The organism is Agromyces aerolatus (assembly GCF_031432255.1).
GTDB lineage: Bacteria > Actinomycetota > Actinomycetes > Actinomycetales > Microbacteriaceae > Agromyces.
In genome coordinates, this window is the sequence record NZ_JAVKGQ010000001.1 from 125,867 (window position 1) to 150,801 (window position 24,935).

The following is a 24,935-nucleotide window of genomic DNA, read 5'->3' on the forward strand; positions in this document are numbered from 1 at the left end:
TCCTGGTTCTTCCGCCTGGTGGGCGGAACGTGGGCTGCAGCGCCTCGTGAGCGCCTCACCCCCAGGGTACAACCGGCCCCGTCGGTCCGTTGATCCAGTCAGTGGAAGAAGTGCCGCTCGCCCGTGAAGTACATGGTCACGCCGGCCGCCTTCGCGGCCGCGACGACCTCGTCGTCGCGCACCGACCCGCCGGGCTGCACGATCGCGCGCACACCCGCGTCGATCAGGATCTGCGGCCCGTCGGCGAACGGGAAGAACGCGTCGGATGCCGCGACCGAGCCCGCTGCTCGCTCCCCCGCACGCTCGATCGCGAGCTTGCACGAGTCCACGCGGTTCACCTGGCCCATGCCCACACCGACCGACGCACCGCCCGACGCGAGCAGGATCGCGTTCGACTTCACGGCCCGGCACGCGGTCCACGCGAACGCGAGGTCGGCGAGCGTCGCCTCGTCGGCCGGCTCGCCCGCGGCGAGCGTCCACTCGGCGGTCGGCGCGAAGTGCCGGTCGGACTGCTGCAGGAGCATCCCACCGGAGACCTGGCGGAGCTCGACCGCCGTGGGCGCGAAGCCCTCGGGCAGCGTGAGCAGCCGGATGTTCTTCTTCTGCGTGAGCACCTCGACGGCCTCGGGCTCGAAGCCCGGCGCGACGAGCACCTCGGTGAAGATGCCCGCGACCGTCTCGGCCATCTCGCGCGTGACGACGCGGTTCGCGGCGATCACGCCGCCGAACGCCGACACCGGGTCGCACTCGTGGGCGCGCCGGTGCGCGTCGGCGATCGGGTCGGATGCCCCGGCCGCGGCCACGGCGATCCCGCACGGGTTCGCGTGCTTGATGATCGCGACGGCCGGCTCGGCGAAGTCGAACGCGGCGCGCACGGCCGCGTCGGCGTCGACGTAGTTGTTGTACGACATCTCTTTGCCGTGCAGCTGCTCGGCCTGCGCGATGCCGGGCGCCGGGGCGCCGTTCGCCGCGTACAGCGCCGCGCGCTGGTGGGAGTTCTCGCCGTAACGGAGGTCCGCGTCCTTGCTCCAGGACCCCGCGATCCATGCGGGGAACGGCGACTCGTCTGCGGGCTGGTCGGGGGCGACGACCGAGCCCATCCACGATGCGACGGCGATGTCATACGACGCCGTGTGCCGGAACGCCTCGCGTGCGAGCTCGCGACGCTGCTCGAGCGTCGTGCCGCCCGCGGCGACCGCCTCGGCGATCTCGGCGTACCGGTCGGGCGACACCACGACCGCGACGTTCGCGTGGTTCTTCGCCGACGCACGCACCATCGCCGGGCCGCCGATGTCGATCTGCTCGACGACCGCGTTCGGCTCGGCACCCGAGGCGACCGTCTCGGCGAACGGGTACAGGTTCACGACGACGAGCTCGTACGGCTTGATGCCGAGCTGCGCCAGCTCGGTCTGGTGGTGGTCGAGGCGCAGGTCGGCGAGCAGGCCCGAGTGTACCGCGGGGTGCAGCGTGCGCACGCGCCCATCGAGGTGCTCGGGGTAGCCGGTGACCTCGGCGACCTGCGTCACGGGCAGCCCGGCCGCCGCGATCGCCGCGCTCGTCCCGCCCGTCGAGACCAGCTCGACACCCGCGTCGACGAGCGACGTCGCAAGCTCGACGAGGCCGCGCTTGTCGCTCACCGCGATGAGCGCACGCCGGACGCGGATCTTGTCGCGCTCGCGGTACAGGCTCGGGTCGATCTGCGGTCCGCTCATGCGGTGAACTCCTTGAGGTCGAGGTGGGAGGTGGCGATGTCGTGCACCGCCTGGATCAGCAGCCGGCGTTCGACGGGCTTGATGCGGTCGTGCAGGCTGTGCTCGGTGTCGCCGGGCAGCACCGGCACGCGCTCCTGCGCCACGATCGGGCCGCCGTCGACCGAGGTGTCGACGACGATGAGGCTCGCCCCGGTCTGCGTGACGCCCGCGGCGAGCGCGTCGCGCACGCCGTGCGCGCCGGGGAACTCGGGCAGGTACGCGGGGTGCGTGTTCAGCAGGTACGGCGAGAACGCCTCGACGACCGACGGCGGCACGAGCCGCATGAGCCCCGAGAGCACGACCAGCTCGGCGTCCCAGCGACGCACTTCGGCGATCAGGGCCTCACCCCACGCCTCACGGCTGTCGTACGCCGTGAACGGCACGGTGAAGGTCGGGATTCCGAACTCCTCGCCGAGCACGAGCCCGTCGGCATCGCGGTCGGCGCCGATCGCGACCACCCGTGCCGGGTACCCGGGGTCGGATGCGGCTTCGAGGAGCGCACGGAGGTTCGAACCGCCGCCCGAGATCAGCACGACGAGCTTGAGCACCGTTCGAGCCTACCGGCTGCTCGGATGCGCACCCGTCCCGCCGCCCGCCGCGCACGCGATCGGAAGATCGGGCGATCGGGCGATCGCGGCGTCCGATTTCCTTGCTCAGGAAGGTCGGCGCGACGCGCCGCCTTCGGGGCGCCCGCTGTCGGCGGGTCGCGCGGATCTTCCTGAGCACGGACAGGTGCGGCAGGCGAGCTCCGCGCGGTGCGCGTCAGCTCAGGCGAGGTGCGCTTCGTGGGCGGATGCCTCGTCGGCATCCCGTTCCCGCGCGCCGCCGTCGCGCGGGAACGCGCGCGCCGTGAACGCCCCCGCGACCGCGCCGAGGAACACGGTGGCCGCGGCGATCGCCGCCACGGGCCACGGGTCGGGCCCGGTGACCGCGAGCCGGCCCGGGCCGAGTGCGCCACCCGACCACCAGGCGAGGAGTCCCATCACGACACCGGCGACGACGCCCGACGCGGCCGCGACGGCGACCGGCGCCCACCAGAGGTCGGCGCGGGCGTCACGCACGCGGGCGATGCGCGGCCACACGAGGTTCGCGCCCGCGAAGGCGAGCACGAGCGGAACGATGAGCCACACGATGCCGAGCGACGCGCCCTCAGCCGGCAGCACGCCGAGCAGCGGCACACCCGGCACGGGGCCGAGCAGCGTGCCCGTCGGCGAGACCGTCGAGCCCGCACCGAACGCGAAGCCCGGGCCGAGCAGCCACGACGCCGCCCAGATCACCGCGTTCGGCAGCACCGCGAGCTCGGCGACGGTGATCGCGAGGCCGCCGTCGACGCCCGCACCGATCGCCTGCGAGAGACCGATCATGGTCGCGTAATCGGCGGCGATGAGGATCGCGACGAGCACCGCGGCGGCCGCGAGCACCCCGAAGACCGTGCCCGCGCCGATGCGCACGGCCGCCCCGGTCACCGCGCCGACGAACTCGGGCAGCGCGCGCCAGCGCGCGAGCAACGGACCCGCCGAGGCATCCGCCCGCCCGGCCCGCTCGGCACGCAGCGTCTCGGAGACCGAGCCGATCGTCGCGCCGAGCGCCATGACGAACGCGGGAAGCACGACCGCCTGCCAGACCGACGGCGTCGCCGCCGGCGCGGCCGCCGCGACGCCGAGGGCCGCCCCGATCGCCGCGAAGACCGCGGTCGCCGCGAGCACGCCCGTGACCGCGTGCCCGCCGGCGGCCGCCCGGCGGCCGAGCCGCACACCGAACAGCGCGCTCACCAGCGCGAACCCGAGCGCCGCGATCGTGAGGGCGAACGGTTCGCCAGCGCCCGCGATCCCGGTCAGCTCGGCGGTCAGCGGATCGAGCTGCACGACGAGGTCGACGCCGTGCCCGAGGAGCCACACGTCGGCGGTCGCGCGCAGGAAGATCGAGACGTCGAGCGTCAACCCGAAGTGCAGGCCCCAGAGCAGCATGAGCGGTACGAGGACGACACCGAGACCGACGAGGGCCGCGATCGCGGCCTCGAGCGCGGCGAGCAGGGCGACGGCGGTGCGGGACATGGCACCGCGAGCCTAACCCGCCGCGGGCTCCGTTCTCGCCGTCGCCTCCGGCGAGCCGGTCGGCCGGCGCAGCAGCTCGACGAGCAGCAGCGCCAGCAGCGAGAGCAGCACGGTCCAAACGACGAGTCCGACCGTGATGGGACGAGTGAACAGCACGACCGCCGAGGCGACCACCACGATGAGCGCGTACGCGCCGGCCCGCCACCGATCGAGCCAGCTGCCGAACGTGCCCGTCGTGACGCCGTGCGCCGCGGCCGAACGCCGGATCGCGGTGAACCCCGAGTCGGCGAGCCCGCGCGCGGCGCGCGCCGGGCGCCACGGACCCGTGAACCACGCGATGATCGCGATCAGCAGACTCAGCACGAACAGCGCGAGGACCGCACCCCGCATGATCTCGACAAGCTGCTCGTACAGCGCCACGGCGGTGTCCTGCGGCATGATCGACGGGCTCACGGTGCCGACGAAGAACGCATGGCCGATGCCGACGCCCGCCGCGAACAGGATCATCGACAGCGCGAACCCGCCCGCCGTCCAGACGAGCGCGGACGCGCGCCGTTTGGCGATCAGCACACCCGCAACGAGCAGCGCGAGCGACACGATGGGCAGCCAGGTGCCCGCGGCCACCGCGAGCGCGTACATGGTCTTCACGAGCGCAATCGCGTCGTCCTGCACGATGACGATGCTGCGGTCGATCGACGGGATCGCCGACGCGATGCCGATGCCCTGGTCCTCGAGCCGCTCCTTGACGGCGTCGATGACCGGCCCGAGCTGCACCGACAGCGTGTCGTTCGAGACGTCGAGCGCCGCGTTCGGATCCCCCTGCATCGCGGCGACGAACTGGCGGTGGGTGACCCTGAGCGCGGTCCCCCAGACGTCGGCGAATGCGTCGGACGCGACGATGCGGTCGACCGCGCCCGCCACGAGCGACTGCAGGCCCTGCGTCGCGGGCCCCTCGAGCAGGCCGAGCGCGTCCTGCGCGCGCGGCGGCAGGTTCAGCTGCTGCAGCCCGTCGAACAGGTCGCTCGTGAGCGCCTCGAGGTCGACCTGCTCCTCGATCGCGGCCGTCACCTGGTCGGCGACGTAGGCCTGCACGTCCGGGTCCTCGGCGAGCGGCGCGAACGTCGACACGAACCGGTCGGTGTCGACGAGCTCGATGCGCGCCCACGCCGTGAGCAGTGCGATCGGGGCGAGGATCAGCCCGACGACCACGCAGATCACCGCGACGACGGTGCGCCAGCGCTGCCGGCCCTTGCGTGGAGCGGGCGGGGCGGCGCGGCCGTCGTCGGCTGACTGCGCACGCCGCAACGCGACGTTCTCGGCTTCGAGCTGCGCGATCCTCGCCTGAAGTTCCGACTCCGATGCCGTCGACATGGCGCGCCCCCTTCGTCGGGCTCCCTCTGGGATGACCCTAGCGCTGCCACCGCCTCGCGGTCACGCGCGCTCGCGGATCGGGCCCGGCTCAGTGCACGATCGCCTTGAGCGCGATCATCGCGAACCCGAACGCCGCCGTGCCGAGCGCGCCCAGGATGCGCCACGGCCAGCTCGCACCCCGGCGCGTGAAGCCGATGTACCCCAGCACGAACAGCACCAGCACGCTGACCCACAAGGCCGCCCAGATCGCGTTCGTGTCGTCGACGACGCGGGTGGCGCCGAACAGCAGGATGAGCGACGGGATGAGGGCCGACGTCAGCAGGCCCAGCGACCGCTGCAGCGACATCCGGAACGCCTCGCGCAGCCCGGTGACGCGATCCTCCTCGAGCCCGTGGTGCGCGACCGTGCCCGCGTACACGTGCGCGGCCCAGAACACGAAGACCGTGGCGATCACGGTCGTGAAGACCGTCCATGAGCTGTCGCTGTAGCCCCCGGCGACGATGATCATGCCCGCGACGAGCAGCACCCCGTACACGGCCTCCTCGGTCGCGAAGCTCGCATGCACGAGGTGGACGGCGCCATTCGTCTTGCGCTTCGACACGGTTCCCACGCGATCAGGCTAGAACGAATCGAGCCCCGACGGCAGGACCGGTCAGACGCTACTTCCCCCGGCTGGCGTCCGCAGGATTGCTCGTGCAGTGCACCGTCACCTTCACCCTGGCGGAGTAGAAGTGGATCACATTGGTGATCTGGTTCCCCCAGTCGACGCCCCACCCGCGGAGGCGACTGACGCCGTCGAGCGGATCGTCGTCCGTGATGCCGGAGTACCAGAGCGAGAGGGTCACGCCGAACGGCACCTCGACGTCGACGCCCTTGAACACATTGAAGGAGGACTCGTGATCGCCGTCGAGGATGTAGGGGGTTTCCGACGGGCACGTGAACGGAGGAATGAGGACGCTCTCCCCCACCGGCACCTCGCCGTCGACGATGACATATTCGTCAACCCTCGGCGACGCCGCAACATGGCCGGATTCGGATGGTTCGTGGGGCTGCACGCGGGCCGCCGCGGAAGCCGGCGAGACCGCCCCGAGCGTCGCGCAGACGCAGACGGCGGCAGCGGCGACGCACGCGGCGAACGATCGAATTTCCGCCTTCATAGTTCTAATATACAGTAGCGAATTTTCGCGTGCACCCGGTCGGCAACGCGCGAGCCCCGACGGCACTGCCGTCGGGGCTCGCGTGTCAGCGGTGAGCGGATGCTTCGCTACAGCGCCGCGTAGACCTCACGCAGCAGACGCGCGGTCTCGGACGGCGTCTTGCCGACCTTGACGCCGGCGGCCTCGAGGGCCTCCTTCTTCGCCTGCGCGGTGCCGGCCGAGCCGGACACGATCGCGCCCGCGTGGCCCATGGTCTTGCCCTCGGGCGCGGTGAAGCCCGCGACGTAGCCGACGACCGGCTTCGTCACGTTCGCCTTGATGAAGTCGGCCGCGCGCTCCTCGGCGTCGCCGCCGATCTCGCCGATCATGACGATCGCCTTGGTCTCGGGGTCGGCCTCGAACGCGGCCAGCGCGTCGATGTGCGTGGTGCCGATGATCGGGTCGCCGCCGATGCCGATCGCGGTCGAGAAGCCGAGGTCGCGGAGCTCGTACATCATCTGGTAGGTCAGCGTGCCCGACTTCGACACGAGGCCGATCGGGCCCTTGCCGGTGATGTTCGCCGGGGTGATGCCCACGAGCGACTCACCGGGGCTGATGATGCCCGGGCAGTTCGGGCCGATGATGCGGGTCTTGCCGCCCTGCTCCTTGGCGTACGCCCAGAACTCGGCCGAGTCTTGCACGGGCACGCCCTCGGTGATGATGACGAGCAGCGGGATCTCGGCGTCGATGGCCTCGATCACCGCGTCCTTCGTGAAGGCGGGCGGGACGAAGGCGATCGAGACATCCGCCCCCGTCGCCTCGATCGCCTCGGCGACCGAGCCGAAGACGGGAAGCTCGACGTCGGCGCCGTCCTTGCTCTTGTGCAGCACCGTCGTGCCCGCCTTGCGGGCGTTGACGCCGCCGACGACCTGGGTGCCCGCCGCGAGCATGCGCGCGGTGTGCTTCGAGCCCTCGCCGCCGGTGATGCCCTGGACGATGACCTTGGAGTCCTGGTTCAGAAAGATGGTCACTGGAGTTCAGTCCTTGTCTTCGGCGCTTACGCGTTCGCGAGCTCGGCGGCCTTGTCGGCGCCCTGGTCCATGTTCTCGGCGAGGGTGACGAGCGGGTGCGCGGCCTCCTCGAGGATGCGGCGGCCCTCGGCCACGTTGTTGCCGTCGAGGCGCACGACGAGCGGCTTGTTCGCCGTCGAGCCGAGCTCGGCGAGCGCGCCGACGATGCCCTTCGCGACCTGGTCGCACGCGGTGATGCCGCCGAAGACGTTCACGAAGACGCTCTTGACCTGCGGGTCGCCGAGGATGATCGAGAGGCCGTTGGCCATGACCTCGGCCGACGCGCCGCCGCCGATGTCGAGGAAGTTCGCCGGCTTCACGCTGCCGTGGTTCTCGCCCGCGTACGCGACGACGTCGAGCGTCGACATGACGAGCCCCGCGCCGTTGCCGATGATGCCGACCTCGCCGTCGAGCTTGACGTAGTTGAGGTCGAGCTCCTTGGCCTTGGCCTCGAGCGGGTCGGTCGCGGCCTTGTCTTCGAGCAGCGCGTGACCCGCGTGCCGGAACTCGGCGTTCTCGTCGAGCGTGACCTTGCCGTCGAGCGCGATGATCTTGCCGTCCTCGTCGAGGATGAGCGGGTTGACCTCGACGAGCGTGGCGTCTTCGGACTTGTAGACGTCGTAGAGCTTCACGAACACGTCGGCGACCTGGTCGACGAGCTCGGCCGGGAAGTTCGCGGCCTGCGCGATCTCGCGCGCCTTGGTCGGCGTGATGCCCGTGCCGGGGTCGACCTCGACGCGCGCGAGCGCCTCGGGCTTCTCGACCGCGAGCTGCTCGATCTCCATGCCGCCCTCGACGCTCGTGAGCGAGAGGTAGGAGCGGTTGGCGCGGTCGAGCAGCACCGAGAAGTAGAACTCCTGCGCGATCTTCGCACCCGCGGCGACCATCACGCGCTTGACGACGTGCCCCTTGATGTCGAGCCCGAGAATGGCCTTCGCGGCCTCCTCGGCCTCGTCGGGCGTCTTGGCGACCTTCACGCCGCCGGCCTTGCCGCGGCCGCCGGTCTTGACCTGGGCCTTGACCACGACGACGCCGCCGAGCTGCTCGGCCGCGGCGCGAACCTCTTCAGGCGTGTCGGCGACGATGCCCGGGAGCACCGGTACGCCGTACTGTTCGAAGAGGTCTCGGGCCTGGTACTCGTAAAGATCCACGCTCTATCGCTTCCAATCGTTCCGCGCGGGTGACGCGCAGGGATGGTGGGTGATGGCCCGGCCTCGATCTCCCGCTCGGTCGATCTCTCGACGTCGAGATATCCGCGCGGGCCGTCTGCCATGGTACTCCCCTTGCGAGGCGCCTCAGAACGCGTGACGGAGGGCTCGCGCCCGGCACCGCCCGTGAGGCCCTGGAGTATACTGACATTATGTCTACGCTCTCCGCGATCGCCGCTGCGTCACTTGCCGTGACCCTCCCGCTCGGACCGGGCGTCCAGAGCGCCGAGCCGGTCGCGGTTCCCTCCGCGCGGGCTGCGGCGAGCGATACCGTCGAGGTCCTCGCCGGTTGGGGGAAGTTCGGCGGATCGGGGATGGAGACGAAGTGGTTCACGGCGTGGACCTGCCCCTGCGATCGGCCCTACCTCTCGGATCGCGAGTTCCACCCGGCCAGCGGCTATGGAATTCCCCGCGGCGTCGAGATACGTGCCTCGGTCGCCCTGCCGACCACGCCGGTGTTCGCCGCCACCGCCGGTGCCACGCTTCACGTGTCCGAGAAGGGGCTGAGCCCGTCGGGCATCCTCTGGGCGACCATCACGAACTTCGACAGTCTTCGCCAGAGCGTGTACATCATCCTGCACTGCACGAAGACGGCGAGCTGACGAGCCGGGCGCAAGCCCCGGTCGCCCCGCGCACCACGCTGCGAGACTGGCGGGCATGACGGATGCCTCGGCCCCGGCCGCTCGCGACGCGCCCGAGGCGCGCGCGTTCGTCGGCATCTCGGGGTGGGTGTACCCGCGCTGGCGGAAGGCGTTCTATCCGAAGGGGCTGCGGCAGGCCGACGAGCTCGCGTACGCGTCGGAACGGCTGACCTCGATCGAGGTCAACGGGTCGTTCTACTCGTTGCAGCGCCCCGCGAGCTGGGAGCGCTGGCGCGACACGGTGCCAGAGGGATTCGTGTTCGCAGTGAAGGGGCCGCGCTTCGTCACCCACATCAAGCGGCTGCGCGACATCGACGCCCCGCTCGCGAACTTCTTCGCGAGCGGGGTGCTCGCGCTCGACGGCACGCTCGGGCCCGTGCTGTGGCAGCTGCCGCCGACGCTCGCGTTCGACGAGGCGCTGCTGGACGCGTTCCTGGCACGGCTGCCGCGCACGCGCGGCGCCGCGGCCGCTCTCGCGGCCGGGCACGACGAGCGCATGGAGGGCCGATTGTGGTTCGCGGTCGACCACGACGACCCGGCGCCCGTGCGGCACGCGGTCGAGGTGCGGCATCCGAGCTTCGAGACCGAGGCGTGGACCGACCTGCTCGCCCGCCACGGCGTTGCCTCGGTCGTCGCCGACACGGCCGGCCGGTACCCGCGCCTGACGGCGACCACGGCCGACTTCGCGTACGCGCGGCTGCACGGCGAGGAGGAGCTGTACGCCTCGGGCTACGACGACGCCTCCCTCGACCGCTGGGCCGACTGGGTGCGCGGCCACCGCGCCTCCGGCCGCGACGCCTACGTGTACTTCGACAACGACGCCAAGGTCCGTGCCCCGTTCGACGCCATGGCCCTCATCGCACGCCTCGACGCCTGACCCGGCCGGCGCAGGCGGGTGTGCCACCAAAACTGTGCGCGCCGCCGAAAGTGGGTGTGCGCGTAAGGGTGGGATCGAGGCCGAGAAGTGGGTTGGAATGCGCCCCTGTCGGGTTTCCAACCCACTTTTCGACTTCCAACGCGAGCCCGCCCCGCCGGAACACGGTCAGGAAGAGGAGGAGGGGGCGCGGCGAGTGAGGCCGCGGGCCGCGAGCACGGCGAGGATCGCGACGGCACATCCGAGCGCGGTCTCGACGACACGATCGACGAGCAGCGTGCCGACGGGCACCGGCTGGCCAAGATGCGCGACCACGAGCGCGAGCGGCGTGATGAACATGAGCGCGACGCCGTAGTGCCGCCCGACGAACACCTCGGCGCCGAACTGCGCAACGGCCACCACGAGGACGAGCACCCACACCGCCGGGTCGGGCAGCAGGATCGACCATGTCACAACCACGCCCGCGACCGTGCCGAACACGCGGTGCCACGCTCGCGACACCGAGTGCGCCGCCCCAGCGGGCGGGATGACCGCGGCGACGCTCACCACGGCCCAGTACGGATGCCCGATGCCGAACGCCAGCGCAATCGCCCCGGTGGCGAGCCCCCCGATGACGTGTTGCGCGATCGCGCGCCACACCGCGGCATCCCGCAGCGCACCCCAGCGGACCGGCGCGGCCGAGCGCAACGGCTTGAACGGCGACACGGATGCCCCGGGGCGGGCCACGGCCCGCCGGAGCAGCCAACCCGACAGGCTCACCGCCCAGGCGAACGCCGCCGCTGCCGCGGCGATGCCGATGCGCAACCAGGCCTCGTCGCCGGGCGTCGGCACGCTCGCGCACACGAGCACGGCGAACACGAAGAACAGCGGGGTGGGCGGCCCGAGCCGCGCGACGTTCACGGTGAGCACGCCGACGACGAGCACGAGCACCAGCGCCGCCGCCGTGAGCGGCACCGCCGCCCCGGGACCGAACGCATCGACCGAGCTCGCGACCGCGACCGCGACGCCGAGCGCGACGCTCGCGACGAGCGCCACGGCCGCGACGGACACCGTACGGACCCGCCCCCGATACGCCTCACCGCGTCCGAAGATCGCGGTCATCCCGCCGAACGCCGCATACGGTGCCAGCTCGACGTGACCGAGGCCCACGAGGATCGCGAGCGGCACGACCGCGGCGACCGCTGCCCGCGCCGCCACCTCGAGATCGAGGGCACGCACGTCGCGCCACCACGGCCGCCTCGATGCTGCCGCTCGCGCCGCGGCGCCGGCTCCTGTATCGCCGTCGGCGCCGCCGTCACCGCCCGCGCCGCCATCACGACCAGCGCCGCCATCACGACCAGCGCCGCCATCACGGCCAGCGCCGCCGTCACGGCCAGCGCCGGCGTCGCGGCCGGCGTCGAAGGCGGCCCCGGGCGATTCGTCGGGCGACCCGGTCACGAGACGCGGCCGAGCGCGACCGCGGCGAACATGAGCGCCGCCACGGTCTCGCCGTCGGTGATCTCGCCGGCCTCGATCATGCGGGTCACCTCGGGCCACGGCACCGCACGCACGTCGCTGATGCCTTCCTCGGCCTGACTCTCGCCGGCGTGGGCCGACGGCGCCAGGCCGGTCGCCAGGTAGATGTGCTCGGGCGCGCGGGCGATGCCGTTGAGCGCATTCATGCGGCCGATCTTCCGCCACTCGGCGGCCTCGTACCCGGTCTCCTCGAGCAGCTCGCGACGGGCCGCCACGAGCGGGTCCTCGCCGTCGGTGCTGCCGGCCGGAACCTCCACCGAACGGCCGACGGTGTGCCGGTCGATGGTCACCAGCAGCACCTCGTCGGCCTCGGTCACGGCCACCACGAACACCGCGGTGTGCTGCATCTCGACGACGCCGTAGATGCCGGTGCCGCCGTCGGGTTTCACGATCTGGTCTTCGAGGACCCGGATCCAGCGGTTCTCGTACGCGGTGCGGGTGGCGCGGATCGGCCAGGTCACAGTTTCTCGATCGGCGCGATCTTGATGAGCAGCTTCTTCGGTCCGGCCTGCTCGAAGTTCACGTGCGCGATGCGCTTCGCGCCCTCGCCCGTGACCTGGTTGACCCGGCCCTCGCCGAAGTCGGTGTGCCGGATGCGGTCGCCGGGCTCGAGCGTCAGGTCGCCGTTGTCGCGCACCTTGCCGGTGACCCGGTTCGGAGCGACCCGATTCGCCCACTCGGTCTTCGCGTCGGCGTCCTTCGTCACGCTGAACCGCTCGAGGTCGCGACTGCGGGTGCCCCACGCGCCGCCCGAGCCGGGCGCGCCGCCGCGCCTCGCGTTCAGCGCGCGCGGCTGCGTTCCGCCGCGGCTGGTCGCCATGCCCGGCGACTGCTTCCAGTCGACGAGGTCTTCGGGGATCTCCTGCAGGTACCGGCTGGGCATCGCGACCGCGACCTCGCCGAACTGGGCGCGGCTCATGGCGAGCGAGATGAACAGCCGCTGCCTGGCCCGCGTGATGCCCACGTAGAACAGTCGCCGCTCCTCGGCCGGGCCGCCCGGTTCGGAGGCCGACATCTGGTGCGGCAGCAGGCCCTCCTCGAGGCCGGTGAGGAACACCGCGTGATACTCGAGACCTTTCGCGGTGTGCAGGGTCATGAGCGAGACGGTGCCCGATGCGTCGTCGAGCTCGTCGGCCGCGGCCACGAGCGATACCTGGGTGAGGAAGTCGACGAGCGTCGCCTGCGGGTTCTCGCGATCGAAGTCGCGCGTCTGCGCCACGAGCTCCTCGACGTTCTCGGCCCGCGTCTCGTCCTGCGGGTCACGGCTCGTGCGGAGGGTCTCGAGGAGCCCCGACTGCTCGACGAGGAACACGAGCACGTCGGAGACCTTCGCCGCACCCTCGTTCGTGCCGGCCGCGATCGCCTCCTGCGTCGGCACGAGCATGGCCGCGGCCTGGTCGAGGAGGTCGGCCAGCGCGGTGATCGCCTTCGTCACCTTCGGCCCGAGGCCGAGCTCGCCCGCCGAGCGCATGGCCTGCCGGAACGTCAGCTCGTTCTGCTCGGCGAACTGCGCGATGGCCGTCTCGGTCGCGGGCCCGATGCCGCGCTTCGGCGTGTTCAGGATGCGGCGGAGCGCGAGCTCGTCGAGCGGGTTCGCGACCGCGATGAGGTACGCCATCGCGTCCTTGATCTCGGCACGCTCGTAGAACTTCGTACCGCCGACGACCCGGTACGGCACCGCCGAACGCACGAAGATCTCTTCCAGCGCACGGGTCTGCGCGTTGGTGCGGTAGAACACCGCGATGTCGCGGTAGGCCACGCCCGCGCGGTGCAGGGCCTCGATCTCGTCGGTGACGAACTGCGCCTCGTCGTGCGCCGAGTACCCCGTGTAGCCGACGATCTTCTCGCCGTCGCCGTCGGCCGTCCAGAGCTTCTTGTCTTTGCGGTCGAAGTTGTTCGAGATGACCGCGTTGGCCGCGGACAGGATGTTCTGCGTCGACCGGTAGTTCTGCTCGAGCAGCACGACCTTCGCGCCCGGGAAGTCGCGTTCGAACTCGGAGATGTTGCGGATGTCGGCGCCGCGGAACGCGTAGATCGACTGATCCGAGTCGCCGACGACCGTGAGCGAGGCGCCGGGGATCTCGCCGGCCTGGTCGACGAGTCCGCGCACGAGCACGCCGTGCGCGTCGAGCTCGTCGACGAGCGCTTTCGCGACGGGCCGCGTGAGCTCTCGGATGAGCGAGTACTGCGCGTGGTTCGTGTCCTGGTACTCGTCGACGAGGATGTGCCGGAACCGCCGCTGATACAGCGCCGCGACCTTCGGGAACGCACGGAACAGGTACACGGTCTCGGCGATCAGGTCGTCGAAGTCGAGCGCGCTCGCGTCGCGCAGCCGACGCGTGTACTGCCGGAAGATCTCGAGGAACATGACCTCTTGCGGGTCGTTCATGTTCGCGTTGCGCGCGTAGCTCTCGACATCGGCGAGCTCGTTCTTGAGCTTCGAGATCTTCGCCTGCGCGCTCGCGGGCGTGAAGCCCATGGTGTCGGCGTCGAGCTCTTTGATGATGCGCTTGAGCACCGTACGGGTGTCGGCCGAGTCGTAGATCGTGAACGTCGACGACAGCCCGATGGCCTCGGCCTCACGGCGGAGGATGCGCACGCACGCCGAGTGGAACGTCGAGATCCACATGCCGGACGCGCCCTCGCCGAGCAGCGCCTCGACGCGTTCGCGCATCTCGGCCGCGGCCTTGTTCGTGAACGTGATGGCGAGGATCTGGCTCGGCCATGCCTCGCGGCTCTGGATGAGGCCGGCGATGCGGTGCGTGAGCACGCGGGTCTTGCCCGAGCCCGCGCCCGCCACGATGAGCAGCGCCTGGCCGCGGTACTCGACCGCCTCGCGCTGCTGCGGGTTCAGGCCCGCCGTCAGCGGGTCGTCGGAACGGTCGGCGTCGGGGGCGAGGACGGCGGGCGCCTCGCGCCAGCCAGCTGGATCGTCGGGGTCGAGAATCAGGGTCATGTCGCCGTCAAGTGTAGGCGGCACCCCTGACAGCGACCCCGAGGTCGGGATGGTCGAGGAAGAGCCCGTCGACGCCCGTCCCGATGATCTGCCGGAACTCCCCCGGCCAGTCACCGATGCCCGCGCGCGCCGCGCCGCGCCGCCGGCCCGGCGCGAGGAACCGGTTCTCGGGCCGGAGCGTCCACGTGTACACCTCGAGCCCCGCCGAATGCGCGGCGTCCACGAGCTCGGCACCGGTGAGCGGACGGCCGGGCACGGCCTCGGTGCGCGGCTCGGCGAGCAGCCGCGCCTTCCCGACGCTCACGCCGTCGAACCGCCCCGCGAGCGCCAGCAGCCCCGCCTCGGTCGCGAAGTGGTCGTAGCGCAGCGCCGCACGCCCGCCGGCGCTGGTCAGGTCCCAGGGCGCCCCGGCGTCCTCGAGCAGGAACACCCGCCGCCCGTGCAGGCCGCGCTCGGCGAGCCGGTCGAGGAGCGTCGGCTCGAACGACTCCATGATCAGGCGCTCGTCGCCCGACCCCCAGCCCGCGGCCTCGAGCTCGGCGGCGAACAGGTCGTCGAGCGGCAGGCCGAGGCCCGCGAAGTGCGTCGCATGCTTGAACTCGGCGACGAGCCGGAGCATCCGGTCGTGCTCGCTCGCGGCGCGATCGACGATCTCGAACAGGTCGCGCAACCGGATGATCGGGAAGCGTCCGTCGAAGCTGGCCGACAGCGGACGCAGCGCACCGAGACGCTCCGTGGCCCTGAGCGTCGCGAGCTCCGCCCACGTGAAGTCCTCGGTGAACCAGCCGGTGAGCACCCGCCCGTCGACCTCACGCGTGGTCCGCCGGCCGGCGAACTCGGGGCGGCCCGAGACATCCGTCGTGCCACTGATCTCGTTCTCGTGCCGCAGCACGAGGACGCCGTCGCGCGTCGCGACGAGGTCGGGCTCGACCGCGTCCGCGCCGAGCGCGAATGCGAGCTCGTACGACGCGGACGTATGCTCCGGCCGGTATCCGGGCGCGCCGCGGTGCCCGATGACGAGCGGATGCTCCGCGGAATCGCCCAGCATGTGGCCAGCGTAGCGACGCCTACCGCGCCCGCGACCGGGAACAGCGCGCGAACTCTCGGCGTTATCACGGCATATCACGGTAGGTTGGACTGAGGCGGACGGGATCGTCCGCTCGATTCCCCTCCACCCGACACCCACAGCCGAAAGCAGAGGAACCACAGCAATGGCTCTCGACAACCCCGCCTTCTCACGCAACGAGGCGTTCTCCAAGCAAGGGGCGGTGGCTGCAGCACAGAACGTGTCCGCCTCCGATCTCCAGGAGATCTACGACCGGCCTGCGACGCTGAACGACCGCGAGGTCATGACCGTCGAGGACACGATCGCCAAGTCCGGGCTCTCCTTCGGCATCCTGCTCGTCGGTGCGGCCATCGGCTGGTTCACGGCGGCTGCGATGCCGTGGCTCTGGATCGGCGCCGCGATCGTCGGGCTCGTGCTCGGCCTCGTCAACAGCTTCAAGCGCGAGCCCTCGCCCGCGCTCATCCTCACCTACGCGGCCGTGCAGGGCGTCTTCGTCGGCGCGATCTCGGTGTTCTTCGAGACCATCGTGCCCGGCGTCGTCGGTCAGGCCGTGCTCGCGACGCTCGTCGTGGTCGGCGTGACGCTCGCGCTCTTCGCGTCGGGCAAGATCCGCGCCTCGGCCAAGGCCACGAAGATCTTCCTCATCGCGATGATCGGCTACGCCGTGTTCTCGCTCGTGAACTTCGGGCTCATGATCTTCGGCGGCACCGACAGCGCGTTCGGCCTCCGCAGCGAGCCGAGCTTCCTGTTCGGCATCCCGTGGGGTGTGATCATCGGCGTGTTCGTCGTGATCCTCGCCGCGTACTCGCTCGTGCTCGACTTCGACTTCGTCCAGCAGGGCGTGCGCAACCGCGCGCCCCGCAAGTACGGTTGGACCGCCGCGTTCGGCATCATGGTCACGGTCATCTGGCTCTACATCGAGATCCTGCGCATGCTCGCGATCGTGCAATCCGGCGACTGACGGATGCTCCAGAGCTGACGCACCTCCAGAACGGGCCGCCCTTCGGGGCGGCCCGTTCTGCGTTTCCCGGGCGCAGCTTTCCGTCGCGCGGGGTCGCACTGCGCACTCGCGGTTCCTTGCTCAGGAAGCTCGCGCCAACGCGCCGGCTCCCCAGGGCTCAGCTGCGGCATGTCGGGCGTAGGTTCCTGAGCAAGGAATTCGCGCCCTGACGTCGGGGCGCCTCGGAACTCGCGATCGGGCCTCAGCCTGGGCCGACGGCGGCCTTCGCGAGCAGCACCGCGCGCTCGCGCGCGTTCTGAGTGAGCTCCACCGCGCGCGCGAACTCGGCCCGGGCCTCGCCGTCGCGCCCGAGCCGCGCGAGCAGCTCGCCACGCACGCTCGGCACGAGGTGGGACATCCGGAGCCGCGGGTCATCGGCGAGCGCGTCGACGAGCGCCAGCCCCGCCGCGGGCCCCGACGCCATCGAGACCGCGACCGCCCGGTTCAGGTCGACGATCGGTGAGCTCGTCAGTTCGGCGAGCGCGTCGTACACCGCGACGATGGCGGCCCAATCGGTCTCCTCGACCGTGGGCGCGATGTCGTGCTGCTCGGCGATCGCGGCCTGCAACGCGTACGCGCCGCGCGGCGCCGCGGCCGGCACGCCGGGCACGGCGCCTCCTGCGGCGTCGGCGCTGCTCGATCGCGCGCGCGCCAGTTCGTCGGCGCGCGCGAGCGCGGCCCGGCCGCGCGTGATCGCCGAGCGGTCCCAGCGACGGCGGTCCTGATCGGCGAGCAGGATCGGTGCGCCGTCGCGGTCCAGGCGTGCGGGGAACCGCGCCGAGGTGAGCTCCATGAGCCCGATGAGCCCGTGCACCTCGGGTTCGCGCGGCACGAGGCCCGCGAGCACGCGCGCGAGGCGCAACGCCTCCACGCTGAGCTCGGGCCGCATCCAGTCGGCGCCCGAGCTCGCGGCGTAGCCCTCGTTGAAGATCAGGTACAGCACGCCGAGCACCCCCGCGAGGCGCGCGGCGAACTCGTCCCGCCCGGGTGTCTCGAACGCCACGTCGGCCTCGGCGAGGGCCTTCTTCGCGCGCACAATACGCTGTTGCACGGTCGTCGTGGGCTTGAGCAGCGCGCGGGCGATCTCGTCCGTGGTGAGGCCGCCGACCACACGCAAGGTGAGCGCCACCTGGGCCTCGCGCGACAGCACGGGATGGCACGCGATGAACACGAGCCTCAGCACGTCGTCGTCGATCGCGTCGGGGTCCCAGGGCGTCGCCTCCGCCGCGACCCGCTGCTCGGCCTCGAGGTCGTGGGCGATCGCGGCGATGCGCTCGTCGTAGCGCTCGCGGCGCCGCCAGCCGTCGATCGCCTTGCGCTTGGCGACCGCGGTGAGCCAGGCGCCGGGGTTCGCGGGCACGCCCTGCTCGGGCCACTGCGCGAGCGCGTCGGCCAGCGCCTCCTGTGCGAGGTCCTCGGCGAGCCCGAAGTCCCCGACCGTGCGCGTGAGCGTCGCGACGATGCGCGCGGACTCGATGCGCCACACGGCGACGACGGCGCGCCGCGCGGACTCGTCGTCCGCGCGGCGCGTGGCCGAGGCATCCGTCATCTGGGAACTGATCCGCCGATCAGGCCGAGCCTGCGATCAGGCCGGGCCGCGATCAGGACCGGGCCGCCCGCTCCTCCTGCTCTTTGCGCCAGCCCTCTTCCTTCTGCACCCACTCGTTGTCCTGGGGGAAGTCCTCGGGGCCGGTGATGCGGCGCACCTCGAGCTTCGCGCCCGGGCCGAGCGGGGCACGCTTGGCCCACTCCGCCGCTTCCTCCTTCGACGCGACCTCGAGGATCCAGAACCCGTTGAACAGCTCCTTGGTCTCGCCGTAGGGGCCGTCGGTCACGAGCGGCGTCTCGCTGTCGAAGTCGACCACGAAACCCTCGCTCGCGTCGCTGAGCCCCTCGCCCGCGAGCAGGACGCCCGCCTTCATCATCGCCTCGTTGTACCGGCCCATCGCCGCGATGACCTCGTTGAAGTCGAGCTCCTCGTAGGCCGCGACGGCTTCGTCGTTCGAACGCATGATCAGCATGTACTTGCTCACGGTGATTCTCCTTGATGGTGGGGGCCGCTTCTCGACCCTCTCATTCAGGACGTCGAACGGGAAGCCTCGGGATCGACACGTCGCCCGAACTTTCTCAGGAATTTTTCCGGCACCCGTCGACGGGTGCTCAGCGGGCGGGCGCCGACTCCCATCCGTGCCGGGCGCGACCGCCGCCCGCGACGAGCGAGACGCCCGTGAGCAGGAGATCGCGCAGGGGTTGCGCGCGATCGGCCGTCGCGACGCGCATCACCCGCGACGACATGACGGCGAGCCGGCGGGTTCGCCGGCGGCGCTCACGGTCGTACGCCGCGAGCGCGCCCTCGGTCGGCCCGGCCGAGAGCAGGCGGGCGAGCGTCACGGCGTCGACGAGCGCCTCGCACCCGCCGCGTCCGAGGTTCGGCGTCATGGCGTGTGCGGCATCGCCGATGAGCACGTTCCGGTCACGCACGTAGCTCGGCAGCGCGGGCGACACCCAGATCCGCTGGGCGAGCGTCGTGGCCGGCGTCGCGGCGTCGAGCGTGCGGCGGAGGGCGGTCGCCGTCCGCCCGGCCGCGCCGAGGTGCGCCCGCGCCTCGTCGAGTGCCGCGGCCACGTCGACGTCGCGCGGGCCGAGCGATGACCGGAACGACATGTACCAGTTCGTGCCCGAGCGGTGCGGGCCGACGCCCACCAGCTGCCCCCTCCCCCAGTACTCCCCCTGATCGGCAGGATCGGTGGGCTCGGTGAGGACTCCGCGCACGGCCAGGAACGGGGTCGCGACGGCCTGCGCCTGCTGGGGCCAGACGAGGCGCCGCACGGCGCTGTGCACGCCGTCGGCGCCGACGACGAGGCCACCGCCCGGGCCGCCTCGGCCGCCTCGGCCGCCTCGGCCATCCCGGCCATCCCGGCCGTCTCGGCCGTCTCGACTGCCGGCCTCGGCCTCGCCGAACCGGGCGCGGACCCGGCGCACGCCGGCGGGCACGGCGGCCTCGAGCGCCCCGAGCAGGTCCCGACGGCCGATGAGCGGCGACTCGGGCACCTCGGATGCGACGAACGGGCGCCCGTCGATCCGGCGGATGGGGAACCGAGTGATGTGCGGGCTCGCGGCGGCGAGCCCGTCGAGGATGCCGAGCTCGGTGAGCGCACGCTGGGCCTCCGGCCACATCGCGAGACTGGTCGCGACCTCGGGAAGCTCGGCCCTGGGTTCGACGATCGTCACGTCGAAGCGCGCCGGGTCGAGGGCTGCGGCGAGCGCGAGGCCCGCGATGCCTCCGCCCGCGATGGTCACGGTGCGTCGTTGGTCCATGCCCGTAGGCTACTACTTTTGTAGTGGCACGTCACGACAAATGTAGTGCCAGCCGTCCCGAAGTGGCTACACTCGCGGAATGCAGGATCGACGCGCCCAGGTCGCCGACGCCGCCCTCGAGCTCGTGGCCGAACACGGCCTCAAAGGACTCACCCACCGCGCGGTCGACCAGCGTGCGGGCGTGCCGCTCGGCACGACCTCGAACTACCACCGCACGCGGGACGCCCTCGTCGACGCCGTCATCGCGCGACTCGAGCAGCGCGACCTCGCGGTCTGGGACGCCGACCGGGACATGCCACCCCCGGCAGACGCCGACGAGCTCGCCGATCTGCTCACGAGGTACCTCGGCGTGTTCGCCGGCCCGCAGGCCTGGCTCACCCGCGCGCGCTTCGCCGTCTCGATCGCCGAGCCCGAGGCGATCGCGGCCGGACACCGCCGGTTCATGGCGCTGGCCGAGCAGATGCTCGCGCACGCGGAGATCGCCGATCCCGCCGAGCGCGCCCGCTGGCTCGCCGACTACTGCGACGGGATGCTCTTCCACCAGGTCACCGCGCGGCGCAACGAGCCGCTCGACCTCGCCCCGCACCGCCGCGCCATCCGCGCCCTGCTCGCCTGACGGCGACCCGCCGCGCGGGTCTCACGCAACTGCGCCAGGTCCGACCAACAGCGCCCGCCACGACCGTCCGACCCGGCGCGAAACGTCACACGTGGCGCGACAGACGGAACGTGACCGCCGTCACTCCCACTCGATGGTGCCCGGCGGCTTCGACGTCACGTCGAGCACGACCCGGTTCACCTCGGGCACCTCGTTCGTGATGCGGTTCGAGATGCGCGCGAGCACATCGTACGGCAGGCGGGTCCAGTCCGCGGTCATGGCGTCTTCAGAGGACACCGGGCGCAGCACGATCGGGTGGCCGTAGGTACGGCCGTCGCCCTGCACGCCTACCGAGCGCACATCGGCGAGCAGCACGACCGGGCACTGCCAGATCTCCTGGTCGAGGCCCGCGGCGGTCAGCTCCTCGCGCGCGATCGCGTCGGCCTCGCGGAGCAGAGCGAGACGATCACGGGTGACCTCGCCCACGATGCGGATGCCGAGGCCTGGCCCCGGAAACGGCTGCCGGCCGACGATCCCCTCGGGCAGGCCGAGCTCGCGGCCGATCGCGCGCACCTCGTCTTTGAACAGCGTGCGCAGCGGCTCGACGAGCTCGAACTGCAGGTCTTCGGGGAGCCCGCCGACATTGTGGTGGCTCTTGATGTTCGCGGTGCCCGTGCCGCCGCCCGATTCGACGACGTCGGGGTACAGGGTGCCCTGCACGAGGAACTTCACCTTCTCGCCCGACGCGGCCGCCTCGGCGATGAGGTCGCGCTCGGCCTGCTCGAACGCCCTGATGAACTCGCGCCCGATGATCTTGCGCTTCTGCTCGGGGTCGCTGACGCCCTCGAGCGCCGCCAGGAAGGTGTCGGCCGCGTGCACGGTCACCAGGTTGACGCCGGTCGCGGCGACATAGTCCTGCTCGACCTGCTCGCGCTCGCCCTTGCGCAGCAGACCGTGGTCGACGAAGACCGCGGTGAGCTGGTCGCCGACGGCCTCGTGGACGAGCGCGGTGGACACCGCGGAGTCCACACCGCCCGAGAGCGCCGAGATGACCCGCGCGGACCCGACCTGCTCGCGGATCCGGGCGACCTGCTCGGCGATGACGTTGCCCGCGTTCCAGTCGGCGGGGATGCCGGCCGCCCGGTGCAGGAAGTTCTCGATGACGGCCTGCCCGAACGGCGAGTGCTTGACCTCGGGGTGCCACTGCACGCCGTAGAAGCCGAGCTCATCGTTCGCGAACGCCGCGACCGGCGTCGAGGCGCTCGACGCGAGCACCTCGAACCCCTCGGGTGCGCGAGCGACCGAGTCGCCGTGGCTCATCCAGACGGTCTGTGCCGACGGCTGGCCGCCGACGAGCGAGTTGTCGTCGTCCGTGCGCACGGTCACGTCGGTCGCGCCGTACTCGCGCTGCCCGGTGTGCGCGACCTCGCCGCCGAGCTGCTGCGCCATGACCTGGAACCCGTAGCAGATGCCGAGCGTCGGCACCCCGAGCTCGAGGATGCCGGGATCGAGCGCGGGCGCGCCCTCCTCGTAGACCGACGACGGCCCGCCCGACAGCACGATGCCGACCGGGTTGAGCGCGCGCACCTCTTCGGCGGTCACGGTGTGCGGCACGATCTCGGAGTACACGGATGCCTCGCGCACGCGCCGCGCGATGAGCTGCGCGTACTGGGCTCCGAAGTCGACGACGAGGACGGGACGCTGCTCGGTCTCGTGGCTCACTGGGCGGCCTCCATGGGCTCGGGCTCTTCTGGCGTGGCTGGCGTGGTCGCGGCCTCGGCGCTGCGCCGCGCGAGGTAGGCGTTCACCTCACGGCCGATGCGGGCCTCGAGGAAGAAGGAGAGGAAGGGGATGACGCCGCCGAGGGCGAGCACGATGAGCCGGATGAACGGCCAGCGCATCAGGCTCCAGATCCGGAAGTTGCTGATCAGGTAGACGACGTAGAACCAGCCGTGCGCGATGAGGATGCCCGTCGAGAGGTTCACGCCGTCGCCGGTCGACTCGAGGCCGTGCGCGGTCTCGATGACGGGCTGGAACGACAGGAAGCCGCCGGACCCGAACCCGTAGAGCTCGAAGTGCCAGACGTACTTCAGCAGCATCTCGGCGCAGAGCAGCAGCAGCATCACGCCGGTGATGACCGAGGCGACCTGGTAGAACCGCAGCGCCCCGCGAATGCGCGGCAGATCGGCGAGTTTGGGCTCGAGGGGCATGGGTCCAGTCTACGTGCCGGTCGGTGCGGTGAGTTCCTGCTCGGCGGCCTCGGCCGCCTCCTCGCGTTCGCGTTCGACCGCGTCGCGCACGAGCCGGTACCAGAGATACACCGCGAACCCGGCGAACAGCGCCCACTCGACGGCGTAGAAGATGTTGAGCCAGTTGACCTCGACGGCCTGCTCGGGCGGCGGCGACGAGATCGCGACGAGCCCGTCCACCGGGTCGGCGGCCGTCACGTAGCCGAAGTACACGGGCTGGTCGTCGTAGTCGGCCCACAGGTTGATGAGCTGCGCGACCGCGACGGTCTGCATGGTGTGCGGGTCGGCGTCGTCCTCGGGGAGCATGGGCGCCTCGCTCGGCAGGAACCGTCCGGTGATCGTGACCTCATCGGGCCCGGTCAGCGCGTCGAACCGGTCGAGCACCGCCTGCGCGTCGTCGCGTTCGGCCGCCCAGCCGATCGCGACGGGCAGGCCCCCGGCCGGGCCATCCGTCACCTCGAGGTGCGCGACCACCCAGGTTCCCGCCTCGCCGTCGTTGAGCCGGCCGTCGACCAGCACCGTGTCGCCTGCGACGTACCGACCGGTGACCTCGACCATCTGCCCCGTCGCCAGCTGCGACGTGGGCGTGTCGGGGTCGACCAGCCCGGCGAACGGCCGGACGTCTTCGGTGGGGGCGATCTCGACGGAGGCCTGCTCGACGGCACGCTCGATCTGCCACTGGCCGAGCGCCGCGAATGCCGCGGCGACGCCGAGCGCGAGGAGGAGCGCGAGCACCCAGCGCGGGCGCAGCATCATGCGGAGCATCGGCGACCAGTCTAGTCGGGCCGGCCGCCGGCGACCTGCGCGGTCGCCTGGCTGGGGGCGGCGGGCTCGGGCTGGGCTCCTGCGTCGGGCCGGGCGGATGCCTCGGTGTGCTCGGATGCGTCGCCGGGCGCCGTCGGCTCGCCGAACGCGGACGCCTCACCCGAGGGCGCCGCCGCGGCCGCGACCGCGGGCTCGCCACGCGTCCACCGCTGCACCAGCCGGATCGTGGGCCGCTCGACCATCACGAGCAGGATCGAGCCGAACGCGAAGGCGAGCACGAGCGTCAGCACCAGGCTCACCCAGGCGGTGCTGTTGCCGAAGCCCGCGATGAGCACCTGCTGGATGAGGAACCCGGTGAGGAACACCCCGAACGCGGGGTTGCCCCATCGCCCGGCCGACCGGATCACGGGGAACGACGACCGGCCGATGCCGACCGCCGCCACGGGCAGCAGCACCCAGCTCGCCAGGTGGATGGGTTCGGGCGAGAAGACCGTGATCGCCGTGTAGGCGACGAGCGCCGGGACGCCGACCCACGCGCCGGGGCTGCGCGGCAGCTCGCGGAGCGCGGCCCCGACGAAGAAGCACGGCAGGATGTCGCACACCGGTTGCATGGCGTTGCCCCAGACGATGACGTCGTGCGTCTCGGGCAGGAGCGACGCGACCGCCACGGCCGCGGCGAGCACGAGCCACGTGAGCGCGCGCGGCGTGCCCCGCCGCGCGAGCCCGACGAGGGGCACCGTGAGGTAGGCGAGGACCTGAGCCGGGATCGACCAGAGCACGCCGTTGACGGCCGCGCTCCACGAGTTCTGCCAGAAGACGCCCGGGAGACCGTACTGCGGGTTGAGCAGCAGGTTGAGCAGATACTCCCAGGTGCCGACGTCGCGCAGGTAGGCGTCGACGGCGAACTCGGAGGTCAGCGGACCGACCAGGAAGACCGTGACCAGGACGACCGCGATCAGCCCCGGGAAGATGCGCGCGGCGCGCTCGACGAGGTACCGCCCGGCGCCGGGGCGACGACGCCAGCTGCCGGCGACGAGGTAACCGCTGACCGCGAACAGCACGTAGATGCCGATCGGCGGCAGGCCCGAGAGGACCGCGGTCGACGCGTCGGGACCGAGCAGGATCGCCGAGTGCCGTACCGAGACGAGCGTCGCCGCGGCGAGCATGACGAACGTGAAGTTGTTGCGGGGTGCCGAGATGCTCACGAGCTCCGAGGGGGGTTCGGATCAGGGGGTCCGGACAGCCTAATCGCGGCCTCGCGGAATCGACAATCGCCGCCCGCTCCACCCGGCCGTTCACCTCCGCGCCATCGTCCGTTCACTAGGATCGAAGTGCTCCCGCGCCCCCGGGAGTATCGAACCCGACA

General features: G+C 71.6%; 23 protein-coding genes. 4 read left to right on the forward strand and 19 right to left on the reverse strand.

What is annotated here, in order from left to right; translation table 11 throughout:
• Positions 1-98: 98 nt before the first annotated feature.
• The 8 genes from purH to sucC all read right to left on the reverse strand — a co-directional run bounded on the left by purH (position 99) and on the right by sucC (position 8,533).
• Positions 99-1,712, reverse strand: coding sequence for a bifunctional phosphoribosylaminoimidazolecarboxamide formyltransferase/IMP cyclohydrolase (gene purH / locus RH864_RS00535; RefSeq protein ID WP_310515557.1), 1,614 nt, complete (start codon positions 1,710-1,712; stop codon positions 99-101).
• Positions 1,709-2,299: a phosphoribosylglycinamide formyltransferase gene (gene purN, locus RH864_RS00540; RefSeq protein ID WP_310515558.1), complete on the reverse strand. Its 591-nt coding sequence runs from the start codon at positions 2,297-2,299 to the stop codon at positions 1,709-1,711. The genes purH and purN overlap by 4 nt, the downstream gene beginning before the upstream one ends.
• Before the next feature lie 219 nt (positions 2,300-2,518).
• Complete coding sequence (locus tag RH864_RS00545; protein WP_310515559.1) at positions 2,519-3,805, reverse strand: cell division protein PerM; 1,287 nt, start codon at positions 3,803-3,805, stop codon at positions 2,519-2,521.
• Between the two features lie 12 nt (positions 3,806-3,817).
• Positions 3,818-5,176 (reverse strand): hypothetical protein, encoded by a 1,359-nt coding sequence (locus tag RH864_RS00550; protein ID WP_310515560.1) that lies wholly within the window; start codon positions 5,174-5,176, stop codon positions 3,818-3,820.
• Between the two features lie 88 nt (positions 5,177-5,264).
• Complete coding sequence (locus RH864_RS00555; RefSeq protein WP_310515561.1) at positions 5,265-5,786, reverse strand: hypothetical protein; 522 nt, start codon at positions 5,784-5,786, stop codon at positions 5,265-5,267.
• A gap of 49 nt (positions 5,787-5,835) precedes the next feature.
• A complete protein-coding gene (locus RH864_RS00560) occupies positions 5,836-6,333 on the reverse strand; it encodes a hypothetical protein (protein WP_310515562.1) in 498 nt (165 codons plus the stop codon).
• A 107-nt stretch (positions 6,334-6,440) separates the two neighbouring features.
• Positions 6,441-7,343 (reverse strand): succinate--CoA ligase subunit alpha, encoded by a 903-nt coding sequence (sucD, locus tag RH864_RS00565; protein ID WP_310515563.1) that lies wholly within the window; start codon positions 7,341-7,343, stop codon positions 6,441-6,443.
• A 26-nt stretch (positions 7,344-7,369) separates the two neighbouring features.
• Positions 7,370-8,533, reverse strand: a complete 1,164-nt coding sequence (gene sucC / locus RH864_RS00570) for an ADP-forming succinate--CoA ligase subunit beta (RefSeq protein WP_310515564.1) — start codon at positions 8,531-8,533, stop codon at positions 7,370-7,372.
• 209 nt (positions 8,534-8,742) lie between these two features.
• Here sucC and RH864_RS00575 point away from each other — a divergent pair, with 209 nt between their 5' ends.
• Both RH864_RS00575 and RH864_RS00580 read left to right on the forward strand, forming a co-directional pair.
• Positions 8,743-9,192, forward strand: coding sequence for a hypothetical protein (locus tag RH864_RS00575; RefSeq protein WP_310515565.1), 450 nt, complete (start codon positions 8,743-8,745; stop codon positions 9,190-9,192).
• 55 nt (positions 9,193-9,247) lie between these two features.
• Positions 9,248-10,108 (forward strand): DUF72 domain-containing protein, encoded by an 861-nt coding sequence (locus RH864_RS00580; RefSeq protein WP_310515566.1) that lies wholly within the window; start codon positions 9,248-9,250, stop codon positions 10,106-10,108.
• Between the two features lie 165 nt (positions 10,109-10,273).
• Here the strand turns inward: RH864_RS00580 and RH864_RS00585 are convergent, their stop codons facing one another.
• From RH864_RS00585 to RH864_RS00600, 4 genes are all read right to left on the reverse strand, one after another.
• Positions 10,274-11,323, reverse strand: coding sequence for an FUSC family protein (locus RH864_RS00585; protein WP_310515567.1), 1,050 nt, complete (start codon positions 11,321-11,323; stop codon positions 10,274-10,276).
• Between the two features lie 215 nt (positions 11,324-11,538).
• Entirely contained in the window at positions 11,539-12,081 is a 543-nt protein-coding gene (locus RH864_RS00590) for an NUDIX hydrolase (RefSeq protein WP_310515568.1), read from the reverse strand.
• On the reverse strand, positions 12,078-14,576 hold the full coding sequence (locus RH864_RS00595) for a UvrD-helicase domain-containing protein (RefSeq protein WP_310515569.1): 2,499 nt from the start codon (positions 14,574-14,576) through the stop codon (positions 12,078-12,080). The genes RH864_RS00590 and RH864_RS00595 overlap by 4 nt, the downstream gene beginning before the upstream one ends.
• Before the next feature lie 7 nt (positions 14,577-14,583).
• The gene (locus RH864_RS00600) at positions 14,584-15,624 is read right to left on the reverse strand and encodes a glycerophosphodiester phosphodiesterase family protein (RefSeq protein WP_310515570.1); all 1,041 of its coding nucleotides are present in this window, start codon (positions 15,622-15,624) and stop codon (positions 14,584-14,586) included.
• A gap of 163 nt (positions 15,625-15,787) precedes the next feature.
• On the opposite strand from RH864_RS00600, the gene RH864_RS00605 reads away from it, so the two are divergent.
• Positions 15,788-16,603, forward strand: a complete 816-nt coding sequence (locus RH864_RS00605) for a Bax inhibitor-1/YccA family protein (protein ID WP_310515571.1) — start codon at positions 15,788-15,790, stop codon at positions 16,601-16,603.
• A 241-nt stretch (positions 16,604-16,844) separates the two neighbouring features.
• On the opposite strand, the gene RH864_RS00610 is transcribed toward RH864_RS00605, so the two are convergent.
• From RH864_RS00610 to RH864_RS00620, 3 genes are all read right to left on the reverse strand, one after another.
• Positions 16,845-18,191: an RNA polymerase sigma factor gene (locus RH864_RS00610; RefSeq protein WP_310515572.1), complete on the reverse strand. Its 1,347-nt coding sequence runs from the start codon at positions 18,189-18,191 to the stop codon at positions 16,845-16,847.
• A 52-nt stretch (positions 18,192-18,243) separates the two neighbouring features.
• Positions 18,244-18,675: a YciI family protein gene (locus RH864_RS00615; protein ID WP_310515573.1), complete on the reverse strand. Its 432-nt coding sequence runs from the start codon at positions 18,673-18,675 to the stop codon at positions 18,244-18,246.
• Positions 18,676-18,802: 127 nt separating this feature from the next.
• Entirely contained in the window at positions 18,803-19,960 is a 1,158-nt protein-coding gene (locus RH864_RS00620) for an NAD(P)/FAD-dependent oxidoreductase (protein ID WP_310515574.1), read from the reverse strand.
• Positions 19,961-20,039: 79 nt separating this feature from the next.
• Here RH864_RS00620 and RH864_RS00625 point away from each other — a divergent pair, with 79 nt between their 5' ends.
• Positions 20,040-20,576, forward strand: coding sequence for a TetR/AcrR family transcriptional regulator (locus RH864_RS00625; RefSeq protein WP_310515575.1), 537 nt, complete (start codon positions 20,040-20,042; stop codon positions 20,574-20,576).
• A 120-nt stretch (positions 20,577-20,696) separates the two neighbouring features.
• On the opposite strand, the gene guaA is transcribed toward RH864_RS00625, so the two are convergent.
• Genes guaA through RH864_RS00645 form a run of 4 tightly spaced genes read right to left on the reverse strand, consistent with a single transcriptional unit; the run spans position 20,697 to position 24,774 of the window.
• Positions 20,697-22,277, reverse strand: a complete 1,581-nt coding sequence (guaA, locus tag RH864_RS00630) for a glutamine-hydrolyzing GMP synthase (RefSeq protein ID WP_310515576.1) — start codon at positions 22,275-22,277, stop codon at positions 20,697-20,699.
• Positions 22,274-22,765: a DUF3817 domain-containing protein gene (locus tag RH864_RS00635; protein WP_310515577.1), complete on the reverse strand. Its 492-nt coding sequence runs from the start codon at positions 22,763-22,765 to the stop codon at positions 22,274-22,276. The genes guaA and RH864_RS00635 overlap by 4 nt, the downstream gene beginning before the upstream one ends.
• Positions 22,766-22,774: 9 nt before the next feature.
• The gene (locus RH864_RS00640; protein WP_310515578.1) at positions 22,775-23,569 is read right to left on the reverse strand and encodes an SURF1 family protein; all 795 of its coding nucleotides are present in this window, start codon (positions 23,567-23,569) and stop codon (positions 22,775-22,777) included.
• Between the two features lie 11 nt (positions 23,570-23,580).
• Entirely contained in the window at positions 23,581-24,774 is a 1,194-nt protein-coding gene (locus RH864_RS00645; RefSeq protein WP_310515579.1) for an acyltransferase family protein, read from the reverse strand.
• Positions 24,775-24,935 lie beyond the last annotated feature (161 nt).

Coding starts and splice junctions, on each gene's coding strand:
- RH864_RS00605 (WP_310515571.1), top strand. CDS start 15,788: ATGGCTCTCGACAACCCCGCCTTCTCACGCAACGAGGCGTTCTCCAAG.
- RH864_RS00545 (WP_310515559.1), bottom strand. CDS start 3,805: ATGTCCCGCACCGCCGTCGCCCTGCTCGCCGCGCTCGAGGCCGCGATC.
- RH864_RS00620 (WP_310515574.1), bottom strand. CDS start 19,960: ATGGACCAACGACGCACCGTGACCATCGCGGGCGGAGGCATCGCGGGC.
- RH864_RS00575 (WP_310515565.1), top strand. CDS start 8,743: ATGTCTACGCTCTCCGCGATCGCCGCTGCGTCACTTGCCGTGACCCTC.
- RH864_RS00550 (WP_310515560.1), bottom strand. CDS start 5,176: ATGTCGACGGCATCGGAGTCGGAACTTCAGGCGAGGATCGCGCAGCTC.
- RH864_RS00600 (WP_310515570.1), bottom strand. CDS start 15,624: ATGCTGGGCGATTCCGCGGAGCATCCGCTCGTCATCGGGCACCGCGGC.
- purH (WP_310515557.1), bottom strand. CDS start 1,712: ATGAGCGGACCGCAGATCGACCCGAGCCTGTACCGCGAGCGCGACAAG.
- RH864_RS00610 (WP_310515572.1), bottom strand. CDS start 18,191: ATGACGGATGCCTCGGCCACGCGCCGCGCGGACGACGAGTCCGCGCGG.
- RH864_RS00580 (WP_310515566.1), top strand. CDS start 9,248: ATGACGGATGCCTCGGCCCCGGCCGCTCGCGACGCGCCCGAGGCGCGC.
- RH864_RS00595 (WP_310515569.1), bottom strand. CDS start 14,576: ATGACCCTGATTCTCGACCCCGACGATCCAGCTGGCTGGCGCGAGGCG.
- RH864_RS00640 (WP_310515578.1), bottom strand. CDS start 23,569: ATGCTCCGCATGATGCTGCGCCCGCGCTGGGTGCTCGCGCTCCTCCTC.
- RH864_RS00625 (WP_310515575.1), top strand. CDS start 20,040: ATGCAGGATCGACGCGCCCAGGTCGCCGACGCCGCCCTCGAGCTCGTG.
- RH864_RS00560 (WP_310515562.1), bottom strand. CDS start 6,333: ATGAAGGCGGAAATTCGATCGTTCGCCGCGTGCGTCGCCGCTGCCGCC.
- RH864_RS00635 (WP_310515577.1), bottom strand. CDS start 22,765: ATGCCCCTCGAGCCCAAACTCGCCGATCTGCCGCGCATTCGCGGGGCG.